We start from the raw sequence: 14,916 nt of genomic DNA, 5'->3' as shown, positions 1-14,916 counted from the left end.
AATATGACAGGTTTTGATCGAGAAGCTTTAAAAAAAGCCGTTGCTGAACACGGGCAGGTAACCCGCGTTGCAATTGCCGCTGTGCGCGGCTCTTCACCGCGCGAAGTGGGCGCCGCAATGCTGGTCTGGGCAGGCGGACAATCTGGGACAATTGGCGGCGGCACTTTAGAATACCACGCCGCCAAAACAGCGCGTACCCAAACACAATATACTGAAAGCAGCACCCATGCGTTGGGGCCAGATCTGGGTCAGTGTTGTGGTGGGTCTGTGACTTTGATCAGCGAACTTTATGATGCTGCACGCTGCGCAACACTCACCAGTGATATCATCGCCCGACCCATCCATGCGACCGCAGAAAAAACGCCTCCCTTCGCCGTGAAACGCATTTTGGCAAGCGCACGTAATCAAGGCCAACGCCCTGACAGTGAACTTATTGATGGCTGGTTTATCGAACCCGTACACAAACCAAGCCGACCTGTCTGGGTCTGGGGGGCGGGCCATGTCGGCCGTGCAATCGTCTCGATCCTTGCACCTCTCCCGGATCTTGACATCACATGGGTCGACACCAGTACATCGCGTTTCCCCAAGACTTACCCCAGCAATATCACGGTGCTCCCCGCAGATGATCCGGTTAGAGTGGTACACTATGCGCCAGAAAATACGGCACATGTTATACTCACCTATTCCCATAAACTGGATCTAGCGCTATGCAACGCCTTGCTTGCACAAGAATTTTCTTTTGCAGGTGTCATCGGATCATCCACCAAGTGGGCCCGGTTCCGTCGTCAGCTTGTGCAATTAGGGCATAGCGCTGAGGCACCGAACAGGATCACCTGTCCAATCGGAGATCCAAGTCTGGGCAAGCACCCTCAGATGATCGCCGTAGGTGTCGCGGCCGAACTTTTGCGACCCGCTCAGGCAGCCGCCGAATGGAACAAGGAATATCGCGCGTGACAGACCCTTTGCTAAGCCTTTCGGGCGTGACCAAAGCCTACCCGGGTGTGATTGCTAATGACCAGGTCTCGCTGACCATTCAACCCGGCGAAGTCCATGCGCTCCTTGGAGAGAATGGCGCGGGTAAGTCAACTCTTGTCAAAATGATCTATGGTCTTGTCAAACCCGACAGCGGAGAGATGAAACTGAATGGTGCCGCGTTTGCGCCAGCTGAACCACGCCAGGCCCGCGCTGACGGGATCGCAATGGTGTTTCAGCATTTTTCGCTCTTTGATGCGCTAAATGTAGCCGAAAACATCGCTCTTGGTATGGAAAACCCGCCTAAGATGCGCGACCTTGCACGTCGAATTCGGGATGTGTCGCAAACCTATGGCCTGCCCCTTGATCCAAGCCGCCGTGTTGGGGATCTTTCAGCAGGTGAACGCCAGCGGGTTGAGATCATCCGCTGTCTTTTGCAAGATCCAAAACTACTGATCATGGATGAGCCCACCAGTGTTTTGACACCGCAAGAGGTTGGTATTCTCTTTGAAACCTTGCGCAAGCTGCGCTCTGAGGGCACCTCGATCCTTTACATTAGCCACAAACTTGAAGAGATCCGCAGCCTTTGTGATGCTGCCACCATTCTGAGACTCGGCAAAAACGTCGGGTCTTGTATTCCTTCTGACACCTCAGCCCGCGATATGGCAGAAATGATGGTGGGCAGCGCACTAAAAACACCGGCCCGGAGCACACGCAGTTTTGGTGATAGCGCACTTGAGGTGCAAAATCTCACTGTTTCCGCGCCCAGTGAATTTGGCACCACATTGAGAGACATCTCCTTAACCCTGCGACAAGGGGAAATCCTAGGTATTGGGGGGGTGGCAGGCAACGGACAGGATGAACTGCTCTCGGTACTGTCTGGTGAACTAAGCACCTCCCCTGCAAGCGTCCAGCTAAACGGACATTCTATTGGACATTTGGGCCCCAACCAACGTCGCGGTCTTGGCCTCCTGTCTGCGCCCGAAGAACGCTTGGGCCATGCAGCCGCTCCTGATATGAGCCTGACAGAAAATGCAATGCTCACCGGCGCAGTGCGTGAAAAGCTTGCTCAGGGCGGCTTCCTGAAGTGGGGGGCTGCACGCGGATTCGCAGCCCGCATTATCGAAGCCTTTGATGTGCGCACCCCTGGAACCGAAAACGCTGCGCGCGCGCTGTCTGGTGGCAATTTGCAAAAATTTGTTATCGGCCGCGAAGTGCTTCAAAACCCTAAGGTGCTTGTCGTAAACCAGCCCACCTGGGGTGTGGACGCTGCCGCGGCTGCCGCAATCCGGCAATCACTACTGGATCTGGCCGCTGAGGGCGCCGCCATCCTCTGCATCAGCCAGGATCTGGATGAGCTAATGGAAATTTCAGATATTTTTGCGGCCCTGAACGAAGGGCGGCTTAGCCCTCCACGTGAAACCACAGGGCTGACTGTCGAAGAAATCGGCCTAATGATGGGTGGAGCGCATGGCATGGAGGTTGCCCATGTTTAGCCACGCCCTTTGCAAACCAGACATCAGAACCTTTCCGTCAAAACACCATGACCAAACTTACACAGGGAACCTGCGCCTATGATCCGGCTTGAAAAACGCCCGCAGCCGTCACAAGCTTGGTCCCTTGCAACACCTTTGGTGGCAGTTCTGGCGACGATGATCGCCGGAGGGCTGCTTTTTGCGGCCCTTGGAAAACCACCCATAGAAGCCATTCGCACCATCTTTTGGGAACCTTTATTTGGAGAGTTTTCCTTTTACTATCGACCGCAGCTTTTGATCAAAGGCGCGCCTCTGGTTCTCATCGCGATTGGATTATCTTTGGGCTTTAAAGCCGGGATATGGAACATTGGGGCAGAGGGGCAATATATCATGGGGGCACTCACCGGTGCCGGAGTCGGCCTTGCCTTCTATCCCATTGAAGGCTGGTATGTTTTTCCACTCATGATCTTGGCTGGCGCATTTGGCGGATGGCTTTGGGCCATGATCCCCGCGATTTTAAAGACCCGTTTTGGCACCAATGAAATCCTTGTTTCACTGATGCTCGTCTATGTGGCCGAACAGCTGTTGGCCTCTATGTCGCTCGGATTGCTGAAAAACCCAGAAGGTTACGGGTTTCCGGGAAGCCGCAACTTACAACAGTATGAAAGCGCCCACAACGCAGAGCTTATTGCAAACAGCGGCCTGCACCTGGGTGTAGTTGCCGCCTTTATCGCAGTCATTTTTGCCTATGTACTCCTGAACCGTCATATGCTGGGCTTTCACATCCGCCTCACCGGAGAGGCACCCCGCGCTGCGCGTTTCGCGGGGGTTAATCCAACACGACTGATCCTTTTTTGCCTTGGCACATCTGGTGCGCTGGCCGGTCTCGCCGGGCTCTTTGAAGTCTCAGGTCCGGCCGGTCAGGTCAGCATTGATTTTAATGTGGGCTATGGATTTACCGCAATCATCGTTGCCTTTTTGGGACGCCTGCACCCCGTCGGTATTTTACTCGCCGGTGGCCTTATGGCGTTGACCTACATTGGCGGGGACATTGCACAATCTAATCTTGGCCTGCCCTCTTCAGCCATTCAGGTCTTTCAGGGAATGCTTTTATTCTTCCTTCTGGCCTTTGATCTCCTCACCAACTTTCGCATACGCCTTGGCGCACCGGAGACTGCATAATGGACCTCTCTGCAATCAACCCCGTTCTGCTCATCGCGTCTTTGATGGTCGCTGCGACCCCGATCCTGCTTGCCGCCATCGGAGAGCTGGTTGTCGAAAAAGCTGGTGTTTTAAACCTTGGTGTCGAAGGCATGATGATCATTGGCGCTATTGCCGGTTTTGCCACCGCAGTTGAAACAGGATCACCACTCGTCGGCTTTGTCGCCGCAGCTTTTGCAGGGGCCGCGCTCTCGCTGTTGTTTGTCGTGCTCACGCAGATCGCATTGGCCAATCAGGTGGCTTCAGGTCTCGCGTTGACCTTATTTGGGCTTGGCCTCTCCGCCCTTCTGGGACAATCTTACGTGGGCATTCGCCCACCTGAAATGGGGCAACTGTATCTGCCGCTCTTATCAGATCTCCCCATTGTGGGGCCAATCCTGTTTTCTCACGATATCATTCTCTATTTCGGCATCGCACTGACAGCAGCGGTCTGGGCTATGTTAAAGTTTACACGGGTTGGGCTTATTTTGCGCGCCGTGGGTGAAAACCACGACGCAGCGCACGCGCTGGGATATAAGGTAGTCCGCATTCGCATTCTCGCCATCCTGTTTGGGGGCGCATGCGCTGGTCTGGGCGGAGCTTATATTAGCCTGATCCGCGTACCACAATGGACCGAGGGCATGACGGCCGGGGTTGGCTGGATTGCCTTGGCTCTCGTGGTGTTTGCAAGCTGGAAACCCTGGCGTGCCCTGCTTGGTGCCTATCTTTTTGGCGGCCTCACCGTTGTACAGCTCAATCTGCAAGCCGCAGGCGTTGCTATCCCGGTCGAGTATCTGGCAATGTCACCCTACATCATTACAATCGTCGTCTTGGTTATCTTGTCCGCCGACAAAAGCAGCGCTCCGGCCGCTTTGGGACGGATTTTCCACGCGTCTCGCTGAAACAACAAAAACCGCTCATTTCAATGAGCACAACACAACATGGAGTGTCCTTATATGAAACTCACGACTCTTCTGACCTCTGCCGCAATGGCGCTTGGTCTGGCAACAGCTGGCGTTGCCGCAGATAAAACCAAAGTTGGTTTTGTCTATGTTGGCCCCGTTGGTGACGGTGGTTGGACCTATGAACACGACCAAGGTCGCAAAGCCGTTGTCGCAGAGTTTGGCGATCAGGTCGAAACCGTCTTTGTGGAAAACGTCGCAGAAGGCCCAGATTCTGAACGCGTCATGACCCAGATGGCATTGGAAGGTGCAGATCTGATCTTCACCACCTCCTTTGGCTACATGGACCCAACCATCAACGTCGCCAAGAAATTTCCCAACGTGAAATTCGAACACGCGACGGGCTATAAACGCTCTGACAACGTCTCGACTTACTCCGCTCGGTTTTACGAAGGCCGCGCGGTTCAGGGCACCATTGCTGGCCATATGACCAAATCAAATGTCATTGGATATATCGGGTCTTTCCCAATCCCCGAAGTGATCCGTGGTATCAACTCTGCATATATCCACGCAAAAAAAGTAAACCCTGACGTGGAATTCAAAATCGTCTGGGCGTTCACTTGGTTTGACCCAGCAAAAGAAGCAGATGCAGCCAAAGTTCTGATCGAACAAGGCGCGGATGTCATTTTGCAACATACAGACTCCACCGCCCCACAAGCAGCTGCAAAAGCAGCAGGCGATGTCATCACCTTTGGTCAGGCATCAGACATGTCTGAATATGCCCCCTTCCCACGCGTCTCATCCATCATTGATGATTGGGCACCTTATTACATCGCACGTACCCAAGCCGTGATTGATGGTACATGGAGCAGCAAAGACACATGGGATGGCATCGGCGCCGGCATGGTTGGGATCGGCGAGATCTCTGACGCGGTTCCGGCTGATGTCAAAGCAGAAGCGTTGGCACTGAAAGAAAAACTGGCTTCAGGAGAATATCACAGCTTTACCGGCCCACTGAACAAACAAGATGGCACACCTTGGTTGGCTGATGGCGAAACCGCAGATGATGGCACCCTTGCCGGTATGACCTTCTACGTGGAAGGTCTGGAAGGCGACATCCCACAATAAGAAAGCAGAAACGATCCAAAGAAAAGCCCGCCAATATGGCGGGCTTTTTGCGAAATGAAATGTGAAATATATACAAAATCAGCGCGTTCCAGTTGCATATACAGCACCAACCTTTGCGTCAACAAAGCGAAGGCTGGGTCGCATTGCAAACCCGGGTACCTCTGCAAGAAGCGCTTGGATGGCATCACGACCACTGCTACCATTTCTCTGTGCTCTATTGACGACACCAAGAAGCCGTAAAGTCTGAGGAAAGCCTGGATTACTGGCAAGTGCAAGCTCACCAAACTCAACTGCTTTGGCAAAATTACCGTCAGCCAGATGTGCGATGGCGGAAATAACTTCGAAATAAAACTTTTGAGGCCCAAGAGGCATTAACTGACGCGCAGCAGTCGCAAGCTGTACCGCATCCGCAGACTGGTCGAGATATGCAAACACTTGTGCTTTCATTACAAGTGCCAAAGCTTCACTGGGATTATCTTCCAACGCCAAAGACAACGACGCCAAAGCTGCTTCGAAATTAAACGCAAGCTGGGCATCAATCATTGCGTTCAAAGTATGCGCAAGTGACAACATGGGTTCTGACGCCAGCGCACCATCCGCATAGACACGCGCAGCATCGATATCGGCATCTCTGTTTTCCGAAATCCCATGCTCTACACGCAAAACGTGCCAAATCCCCTGCCAGCACTGTACAATTGGGTGGCCATACTCCCGATCTGCCAAAACACTTAAGACATCTCGGGCGCGTTCAAAAAGAGCACGCTGGCCGTTTTGCATCAAAGCAATCGACGCCATAAGCAACGTGTGATTTTCCAAATCCGCCAGCGGTTTAATTGAGCTCTGCTCCAATGCCTCACCGGTCATACTACGGGAGACATCACGGCTCATCCGATGCAGCAGATCCGTACTCCCCTTTAGTAAATCAGCAATATCCCCCTCGTATCGCCGCGACCAAATCAGCTTATCTCTCACTGCATCGTTTAAATCCAGGTCCAGGGTAAACTGCCCCTCGCTAATTGACACACTGCCGCTCACGATAAATGTCGCGCCAGTGGCTGCGCTCACCACTGCAGGTGTGCTCGTCACAGCATCAAACTGCCGTGCAGCCAAAAAAGAGGTAACGCAAAACGCGCGACTACGCCCCAGCGCGCGGGTCAACTCTTCTCCTAAGACATCAGGAAGAGGAGATGAAACTTCTGCCATTTCACGCAAACGTAAAGGCATCACGGTTACGGTTGGCAAAATCGCGTCGCTTCCCATTTTCACGAGGTGTGACGCGCTGTTCAGCCGCTCAATCGCACGAACAGGTACGCCGCCGCGGTGCTGGCGCATCTTAACAAGCCAAGCTGCAAATTCTTCCTCATGCGCCAGCTCAAACCCTTCCATGAACTCGCCCTTGGCGGCATCCTCATCAATTTCAACAAGATCCATTCTCAGCGTCACACGCTCTCGGTTCGCGGTGAGCACATCCGAAGCTTCAACGCCAAGGTGCCGTTTCAGGGTCGAAAGAGCCGTCCGTAGGCTCGCCTTTGCTTGCTCAGGCTGAGAGAGACACCAAAGTGTGTTTTCCAAAAATGCACGCGTGCGTATGCCGCCTTCTGCCGTGCTCAAAAGTGCTAGCAACGCCTGATGCTTAGCGCCCAACGGGATACCTTGGCCATCACTATGATAGACACCGAAGGCCCCAAAGTGCCGAATCCTCAACAAAACTGCCATTATGAACGCCTTTTAAATTTCTAAAGCCATTATCACGATAATGTCACAAGAATTCAAAAAATCAATACTTATACCACCTAAAGTTGCTTAATGCGACCAAAGGTCCATCGAAAAACAATCGCACGATACCATAACACGTCTTTGTTAGTCTCATTGCACCTTTTTAACCAAAGAAACGGCTATAATAAATGAGGTGTGATGACACGTCCGGCTATCTTAAGAAAATACAAAGGCCTGCACGTGCATACCCCGCAATAAGGAAGCATAATGTTCCATTCACGATCTCAACAGCGAGAAATTCTCATAGAACACACACCGAGCGTGTGAAGGCACCGTTGCCAAGCAGATGCTTTCATATGCCCGCAAGCTAGGTACTAGGCTTTAGATCATGCGCTGACAATAAGCTTCAACCAAAACCCGCTTACGTGGCCAAACCACGCAAAATGGGACAATCGGGACGATCGTCCCCAGCACAACACTCCACAAGTTCACTAAGAGTGTTTCGCATCGCTTCAAGATCAGAAATTTTTGCATCTATTTTTCGAAGATGCTGTTGCGCCAAATCTTTTACATCAGCACTGGCCCGACTCTCGTCTTCATAAAGCCCAACCAAGGTACGGCAATCTTCAATTGAAAAACCAAGCGCGCGCGCACGGGCAAGAAATGCCAACTTGTGCAGGTCACTTTCGACAAAACAACGGTAACCATTGGCGCTTCGATGCGGACGGATCAATCCGATATCTTCGTAATAGCGGATCGTTTTTGCAGGTAAACCTGACCTCTCCGCCACATCTCCGATATTCATTCATTCCTCCTAGCCGCTGACTGCTAAACTTTTGTTTTGTTGCCCGCTTAAGGTATCATGTATGCTCCCGAACCCGCGGCGCAAGCGCAAGGCGTTTGCAAGTACCAAAACACTAGAACCAGCCATCGCTCCCGCTGCTAGCATCGGAGACAACATCGGCCCCCCAAAGGGGACCAAAATGCCAGCAGCAACTGGAACCATCAGCACATTGTACCCAAAAGCCCAGACCAAATTTTGCCGGATATTCCTCATGATTGCACGGCTCATCTGTAGGGCTGAGACAACACCTTGGGGCGTCCCTGCAGAAAGCACCACCTCTCCTGCTTCCATCGCCACATCGGTTCCAGTACCCAAAGCGATCCCACAATCTGCAGCGGCCAAGGCCGGCACATCATTGATACCATCCCCGACAAAAGCCACGGCACCATGAACAGCCTTCAACTCTGCCAATCGTTCAAGCTTTTGCTCGGGCAGGCATGCACCAAATACGATATCGATACCAAGACGCGCAGCAATGTGAGATGCGGCTCCAACTGTATCGCCTGAAATCATCGCAACTTTCATCCCCTGTTGCTTAAGTGCCGAAATCGCAGACGCAGCCTCTGGTTTTAACTGGTCCAGCATCATCAGCACCGCCGCTGCAGCCCCATCGCGCGCCACAAAAACCGGAGTAGCACCCTTAGCAGAAGCCTCACGTGCAGCGCGCTGCCAAGATTCAGGAATATCTACGCTGGTAGCGATATAGTCAAAAGTTCCAACCGCCAGCCGCTCCCCTGCCACAAGACCTGAAATACCCTGCCCCGGCGAGACATCCACAGCCTCGACGTTTATCCCATCAGATGGCGCAGCCCGAACCAAGGCCTTTCCAATCGGGTGTTCAGACTGTGCCTCCAGCGCTGCAACCTGGCTTAGCAACCGCTCTTTATCCACGTTCGGTGCGCAATGCGCCTCAATCAGCGCAGGTTTGCCTTCGGTCAACGTGCCCGTTTTATCAAAAGCCACAAGCTGAACACCTTCCAAACTTTGCAGCGCGGTCCCTTTTCGAAATAAAATACTTTGTTCTGCCGCACGACCAAGCCCCACCATAATAGACGTAGGTGTGGCCAATCCCATCGCGCAGGGGCAAGCAATGATCAGAACCGAAACAGAAGCAACCAATGCCGCGCTCACACTGCCGCCAAATGACAGCCAGATCAAAAAAGTGATCACGGCGACCCCTAAAATCGCAGGTACAAACCACAATGTAATCCGGTCGACCAAGGCCTGCACTGGCAATTTCACAGCCTGAGCCCGCTCAACCATCGCAATGATCTGCGAAAGACGCGTATGTTGGCCAACATCTGTGGTTTGGATCACGAGCGGAGAAGCGCCATTCACCGTGCCTGCAGAGACCCTGTCCCCGTTGGACTTGAAAACAGGAATGGGCTCACCAGACAGCATCGCCTCATCAAGAGGTCCCTGCCCTTGCACCACAACACCATCAACAGCCACACGCTCTCCCGGCCGCAGCCGAATAAGATCACCTGATCGAATATCCGCAACCGGCACTTCTTGGGCCAGCTCTCCCAAAGCGGGCAAACGATGCGCCGTCGCGGGCTGCAAGCCAGCAAGCGCCTGAATGGCGGCCCCCGTCTGCCCTTTTGCCCGCGCTTCAAGCAGGCGTCCCACCAAGATAAGAGTCACAATAACGGCCGCAGATTCAAAATAGACGGCAACCGCATCAACAGGCAGCGCCTCCGGCAGGAAACAGGCCACCATAGAATAGGAAAACGCAGCTGTAGTACCCAGCGCTACGAGCGAGTTCATGTCCGGCGCCCGTCGCCACAAAGCGGAAAAACCAATCGTCAGAAACTGGCGCCCCGGACCGAACAACAACATGGAAACAAGGATGGCTTGTAGCGTCCAACTGACCGTCTGACCGATCGTTGCCATCACCCAGTGATGGAACGATGGGAGCAGATGCCCTCCCATCTCCAGACCAAACACAGGAAGCGTAAGAAGAGCGGCCCAAAAGGTGCGTTTGCGCAAATCCCGCTGTTCCCGCGCAGATCTTTCTTTTGGCGTTTCTACATCACGATCACCACCGTTTATCACGATAGCCTGATATCCTGCCTGACTGCTCGCGTTCAGAAGCGCCTGATCATCACCGTCGCCATCCAAGACCTGCAACCGCGCCCGACCATCTGTGAGAGAGGCGTGTGCCGAAAGAACCCCGGGCACTGCCAGCAATGCGGCTTCCACCCGCGCAATACAGCTGCCACAAGACAATCCCTCCAGTTGCAGCACAACCTGCCTCTCTCTTGCCGGATACCCTGCCTTTGCAAGCACGTGCGTCAGTTCAGCCACTGAAAGCCCAAGATCAGCGGTCACGTCGGCCCGCGCATTGGCGAGATTGACGTGCGCTCCTCTCACTCCCGGAACAGTCTCTATGGCGCGCTGCGCGCGCCCAACGCACCCGCCGCAGCTCACCCCATCCAGCGCGAAAGAAAGTTGCAATGTGGAAGTCATCTATTTCTGGCTCATCTGATTTTCTTTCTTCCTTCTTTGAGCCTTCCAGTAACTAGAAGGTCAAGAAAAACTGATACTTTTGAACAAGAAGTTCTGGGCGGCGCTTGCAATCCACGGCAATATGACCAAGTTCGACGTTACATTTGTGCGCAAACCAATCAACGGGGCGCGCCACGCCAATACACGATGGAGGTCATCATGATGCGCACCCGTGCCGCAGTTGCCGTAGCAGCCGGTAAACCTTTGGAGGTTATGGAAGTCAATTTGGAGGGCCCACGTGCGGGCGAGGTTCTGGTTGAAATCAAAGCCACAGGCCTTTGCCATACGGATGAGTTTACACGCTCAGGCGATGATCCCGAAGGGATCTTTCCAGCCATTTTAGGCCACGAAGGCGCAGGCGTTGTTATCGAAGTCGGTGAAGGCGTCACCAGCCTAGAGGTTGGGGATCATGTTATCCCGTTATATACACCCGAATGTCGGGAGTGCGAATATTGCCTCAATCCAAAGACTAACCTTTGCCAGTCTATCCGCGAAACGCAAGGCCAAGGCTTGTTACCGGATGGCTCGACCCGGTTCTCCATGTTGGACGGCACTCCGATCCATCACTACATGGGGTGTTCTACTTTCGCGAACCACACAGTTGTCCCTGAAATTGCACTTGCAAAGGTTCGTTCAGACGCACCATTTGATAAAATCTGCTACATCGGTTGCGGTGTCACCACCGGCATTGGTGCTGTCATCAACACGGCCAAGGTTGAGATCGGCTCCACCGGCATCGTTTTTGGCCTCGGCGGGATCGGCCTGAACGTCATTCAAGGACTGCGTTTGGCAGGTGCGGATCAAATCGTCGGTGTCGACCTCAACCCAAGCAAAGTTGAGATGGCCACCAAATTTGGAATGACTGACTTTGTGAACCCCGCTGATGTCGAAGGCGACCTTGTGGCTCATTTGGTAGAGCTCACAGGCGGTGGGGCCGATTATACCTTTGATGCGACGGGCAATGTAAATGTGATGCGCACCGCACTGGAAGCAGCACATAAGGGCTGGGGTGAATCCATTATCATTGGCGTAGCCCCCGCAGGTGCAGAAATCTCAACCCGTCCCTTCCAACTGGTCACAGGGCGCAGCTGGCGCGGTACTGCCTTTGGCGGAGCCTCTGGTCGCACCGATGTGCCAAAAATTGTCGACTGGTACATGGATGGAAAAATCGAGATTGACCCCATGATCACTCACAAACTTTCCCTGGATCAAATCAATGAAGGCTTTGATCTAATGCATGAAGGAAAATCCATCAGAGCGGTTGTAGAATTCTAATGACAACAAAACGCAGACTCAATCGGGTCTGCGTTTTTGCTTTTCTCCTAGATGTTGCTTTGCACCTCAACCGCGTCCAAGCGAACCTCATATCCCCACAATCTGCGCAGATGAATCAGCACTTCTTCTTTGTCAGCGTCATGCAGGTGAATGCCATCGCGCACGGTATGAATAAGCTTTAACTCACGATCACCTTTCAAATCTGCATCTGCAACCTGTATATCCGGTTCCTGATAGGCCAGATCATATTGATGCGCGAGCCCTCGACGGATCGCCTTATAGCCTGCACGATTGTGGATCGAGCTCACCATGAGGTTTGCCTGATCTTCCTCATCGCTGAGCGCAAACAGTTTGAATTTGCGGATCAAATGAGGCGACAGGAACTGCTGTATAAAACTTTCGTCCCGATAATTCGCCCAAGCATCCCGCAAGACTTTGCGCCAATCAGGATCCCCGGCAAATTCTGGAAACCATTCACGATCTTCGTCTGTTGGGGTTTCACAAATACGACGAATGTCCTGCATCATTGCAAAGCCCAGCGCGTACGGATTGATACCAGAAAACCGTGGATCATCAAATTCTGGCTGCAAAACAACATTCGTATGGCTGTGCATGATCTCCATAAAGGCCCCTTGGGTAATCAAGCCCTGATCATGCAGCTCGTTTATGATGTAGTAATGCACAAAGGTCGCACAACCTTCGTTCATCACCTTGGTTTGTTTCTGCGGATAAAAATACTGCGCAAGCGTTCGCACAATCCGCAAAATCTCACGCTGCCACGTTTCCAGCACGGGGCTATGTTTTTCTAGGAAATACAGAATGTTCTCTTGCGGCATATTCATATCTTTGCGCCGTTGCCCATAGGCACCGCCGTCACTCTGTCCGCTCTTGTCATCTCCCATAATCGCGTCAGTCCAGATGTCCAACACGCTTTGAGCACTCTCGTAACCCTCACGCAGTTTTGACATCGCCATCAGCTCTTCAGCTGTTGGTTTTGGCGGGCGGCCATACCGAAACACGCCTTGCGACTGTAACGCATGGGCCGCATCCAGAATTTCCTCAACCGCATCAATGCCATGACGCTCTTCACAGGCTGCAATATAGTTTTTGGCAAAGGCCAGATAATCATGAATGCCCTCTGCGTCGGTCCACTGCCGGAACAGATAGTTGTTTTTAAAGAAATGATTGTGCCCAAACGCGGCATGCGCCATCACCAAGGCCTGCATCGCCATGGTGTTTTCTTCCATATTATAGCTGATGCAAGGATTGGAATTGATCACGATTTCATAGGCCAGCCCCTGCCGTCCGGTGCGATAGAGCGCTTCATCTCGTGCGAAATGTTTACCAAAAGACCAATGCTGATACATCAGCGGCAGGCCGACGCAGGAATAAGCATCCAGCATTTGTTCGGCCGAGATAATCTCTATCTGATTGGGGTAAACATCCAACCCCAAGTCGCCAAGCGCGATTTTTTCAATCGCATCCCGAGCCTTTTCCAACAGTGGAAACGTCCATTCTGGCCCATCAAACAAAGGTTCCTGATCGGTTTTATCCAACATTCAAACCTCCTTTAACCTTGGGTAAAAAGAACTCACGGAAAATCGGATAGATATGTTCTGCAAAGGCCACCCGCTGCATTTCAAAATGCGCAGCTTGCGCTTTGACTTCACGATAGTTTTGCCACAGATCTTCACCCGCATCTGGATTCAACAGCAAATGCTCGGCACGTTCCTCAACGATTTCAACATAAGCGTAATACTGACAAATCGGCAAAAGATGCTGCAACAACAGGTTTTTACAGCGCAGTGAATCATTGCCAAAGTTCTCACCATCTGAGGCCTGCGCCCCATAGATGTTCCATTCATCCGGCGGATAGCGTTCCTCGATAATTTCTTTCATCTTCTCCAGAGCCGTTGAAACGATGGTCCCCCCGGTCTCGCGCGCATAAAAGAAGGTCTCTTCGTCCACTTCTTGTGCGTGATGCGTGTGACGCACAAAAACCAGCTCTGTATGCTCATAGCAACGCTCCAAAAACAAATGAAGCAACAGGAAGAACCGTTTGGCCAACTCCTTTTCCCGTTCCTGCATCGAACCGGAAACATCCATCAGGCAAAAAACAACAGCGCGAGAGTTGCGGATTTTCTCGGGAACATAGGTATCATAGCGCAGATCAAGCGGGTCAATATACCCTACAACCCGGCGCTTGCGCTTAAGCGTGTCCAATTGCTTTTGAAGGCTTTCCAACAATTCCTGCTGTGAGACATTCCGGGGTTCCTGCGCTTCCAAATCCGCGATCTGCGCTTCAAGCTCTCGCTGTTTCCCCATAGACGGGCGTTGCAATGCAATACGTCGCCCCAACGAATTTCTCATTGTACGTACAAGATTAAGGTTGTTTGGCGTGCCTGCAGTTGTCAGCCCCGCCCGGCGCGTACCAATCGTTTCCGTCTCAACTGTGGCCTTTTCCACAAGGTCAGGCAGTTCCAGGCCATCAAACAGGATTTCCAGATACTCATCCTGCGTCAGGGTAAAGGAGAACTCATCGTTTCCTTCTCCATCGTCAGATCCTTTGCGGCCTCCTTCTCCGCTATCCCCACCGGGGCGTTTGATTTCATCTCCGACCACAAACTCTTTATTGCCAGGCAGGACGTATTGCCGTTTTCCGCCCTTGGAATCATGATAGAGGCGCGGCTCTTTGAGGCCTTTCGAAGGGATCGTTACCTTTTCCCCACCGCGGGTGGCATCTACACCACCCTGTATCGACTTATCGCGAACGGATTTATCAACCCGTTCTTTGATATTTTCGCGCGCGCGTCTTAGGAACCGTTGCCGGTTTCCCAGACTTTTGCCTTTCGGATTGGCGCGCCGGTCAATGAAATGATGCATTGGCGACCCCCAC

The 14,916-nt window shown here is 52.6% G+C and carries 11 protein-coding genes; 6 read left to right on the top strand and 5 right to left on the bottom strand.

The window, feature by feature from the left end; translation table 11 throughout:
- The first annotated feature begins 3 nt into the window (after nt 1–3).
- From xdhC to BLP79_RS02120, 5 genes are all read left to right on the top strand, one after another.
- The gene (xdhC, locus tag BLP79_RS02140) at nt 4–954 is read left to right on the top strand and encodes a xanthine dehydrogenase accessory protein XdhC (RefSeq protein ID WP_090215433.1); all 951 of its coding nucleotides are present in this window, start codon (nt 4–6) and stop codon (nt 952–954) included.
- Nucleotides 951–2,468: an ABC transporter ATP-binding protein gene (locus BLP79_RS02135; protein WP_090215741.1), complete on the top strand. Its 1,518-nt coding sequence runs from the start codon at nt 951–953 to the stop codon at nt 2,466–2,468. The genes xdhC and BLP79_RS02135 overlap by 4 nt, the downstream gene beginning before the upstream one ends.
- 78 nt (nt 2,469–2,546) lie before the next feature.
- Entirely contained in the window at nt 2,547–3,629 is a 1,083-nt protein-coding gene (locus BLP79_RS02130) for an ABC transporter permease (RefSeq protein WP_090215430.1), read from the top strand.
- Nucleotides 3,629–4,549: an ABC transporter permease gene (locus BLP79_RS02125; protein ID WP_090215426.1), complete on the top strand. Its 921-nt coding sequence runs from the start codon at nt 3,629–3,631 to the stop codon at nt 4,547–4,549. The genes BLP79_RS02130 and BLP79_RS02125 overlap by 1 nt, the downstream gene beginning before the upstream one ends.
- 54 nt (nt 4,550–4,603) lie before the next feature.
- Nucleotides 4,604–5,677, top strand: coding sequence for a BMP family ABC transporter substrate-binding protein (locus BLP79_RS02120; protein ID WP_090215422.1), 1,074 nt, complete (start codon nt 4,604–4,606; stop codon nt 5,675–5,677).
- A gap of 78 nt (nt 5,678–5,755) precedes the next feature.
- Here the strand turns inward: BLP79_RS02120 and BLP79_RS02115 are convergent, their stop codons facing one another.
- The 3 genes from BLP79_RS02115 to BLP79_RS02105 form a co-directional block, all read right to left on the bottom strand.
- On the bottom strand, nt 5,756–7,393 hold the full coding sequence (locus BLP79_RS02115) for an AfsR/SARP family transcriptional regulator (RefSeq protein ID WP_090215419.1): 1,638 nt from the start codon (nt 7,391–7,393) through the stop codon (nt 5,756–5,758).
- 421 nt (nt 7,394–7,814) lie between these two features.
- Nucleotides 7,815–8,198 carry a Cu(I)-responsive transcriptional regulator gene (cueR, locus tag BLP79_RS02110; RefSeq protein WP_090215416.1) on the bottom strand — a complete coding sequence of 128 codons (384 nt, stop codon included), beginning with the start codon at nt 8,196–8,198 and terminating at the stop codon, nt 7,815–7,817.
- Nucleotides 8,199–8,207: 9 nt separating this feature from the next.
- Nucleotides 8,208–10,706 carry a heavy metal translocating P-type ATPase gene (locus tag BLP79_RS02105; RefSeq protein WP_090215414.1) on the bottom strand — a complete coding sequence of 833 codons (2,499 nt, stop codon included), beginning with the start codon at nt 10,704–10,706 and terminating at the stop codon, nt 8,208–8,210.
- A 201-nt stretch (nt 10,707–10,907) separates the two neighbouring features.
- Between BLP79_RS02105 and BLP79_RS02100 the strand changes: the two genes are divergently transcribed.
- Complete coding sequence (locus tag BLP79_RS02100; protein ID WP_090215738.1) at nt 10,908–12,020, top strand: S-(hydroxymethyl)glutathione dehydrogenase/class III alcohol dehydrogenase; 1,113 nt, start codon at nt 10,908–10,910, stop codon at nt 12,018–12,020.
- Between the two features lie 47 nt (nt 12,021–12,067).
- Here BLP79_RS02100 and BLP79_RS02095 read toward each other — a convergent pair whose 3' ends face one another.
- Nucleotides 12,068–13,579, bottom strand: a complete 1,512-nt coding sequence (locus BLP79_RS02095; protein WP_090215411.1) for a SpoVR family protein — start codon at nt 13,577–13,579, stop codon at nt 12,068–12,070.
- The gene (locus BLP79_RS02090) at nt 13,569–14,903 is read right to left on the bottom strand and encodes a YeaH/YhbH family protein (protein ID WP_090215407.1); all 1,335 of its coding nucleotides are present in this window, start codon (nt 14,901–14,903) and stop codon (nt 13,569–13,571) included. The genes BLP79_RS02095 and BLP79_RS02090 overlap by 11 nt, the downstream gene beginning before the upstream one ends.
- Nucleotides 14,904–14,916 lie beyond the last annotated feature (13 nt).

The sequence above is a fragment of the Epibacterium ulvae genome (genome assembly GCF_900102795.1).
Taxonomy (GTDB): domain Bacteria; phylum Pseudomonadota; class Alphaproteobacteria; order Rhodobacterales; family Rhodobacteraceae; genus Epibacterium; species Epibacterium ulvae.
This window is presented reverse-complemented; position numbering and strand designations above follow the sequence as displayed.

Coding starts and splice junctions, on each gene's coding strand:
- BLP79_RS02105 (WP_090215414.1), bottom strand. CDS start 10,706: ATGACTTCCACATTGCAACTTTCTTTCGCGCTGGATGGGGTGAGCTGC.
- BLP79_RS02115 (WP_090215419.1), bottom strand. CDS start 7,393: ATGGCAGTTTTGTTGAGGATTCGGCACTTTGGGGCCTTCGGTGTCTAT.
- BLP79_RS02100 (WP_090215738.1), top strand. CDS start 10,908: ATGCGCACCCGTGCCGCAGTTGCCGTAGCAGCCGGTAAACCTTTGGAG.
- BLP79_RS02130 (WP_090215430.1), top strand. CDS start 2,547: ATGATCCGGCTTGAAAAACGCCCGCAGCCGTCACAAGCTTGGTCCCTT.
- BLP79_RS02090 (WP_090215407.1), bottom strand. CDS start 14,903: ATGCATCATTTCATTGACCGGCGCGCCAATCCGAAAGGCAAAAGTCTG.
- cueR (WP_090215416.1), bottom strand. CDS start 8,198: ATGAATATCGGAGATGTGGCGGAGAGGTCAGGTTTACCTGCAAAAACG.
- BLP79_RS02120 (WP_090215422.1), top strand. CDS start 4,604: ATGAAACTCACGACTCTTCTGACCTCTGCCGCAATGGCGCTTGGTCTG.
- BLP79_RS02125 (WP_090215426.1), top strand. CDS start 3,629: ATGGACCTCTCTGCAATCAACCCCGTTCTGCTCATCGCGTCTTTGATG.
- xdhC (WP_090215433.1), top strand. CDS start 4: ATGACAGGTTTTGATCGAGAAGCTTTAAAAAAAGCCGTTGCTGAACAC.
- BLP79_RS02095 (WP_090215411.1), bottom strand. CDS start 13,579: ATGTTGGATAAAACCGATCAGGAACCTTTGTTTGATGGGCCAGAATGG.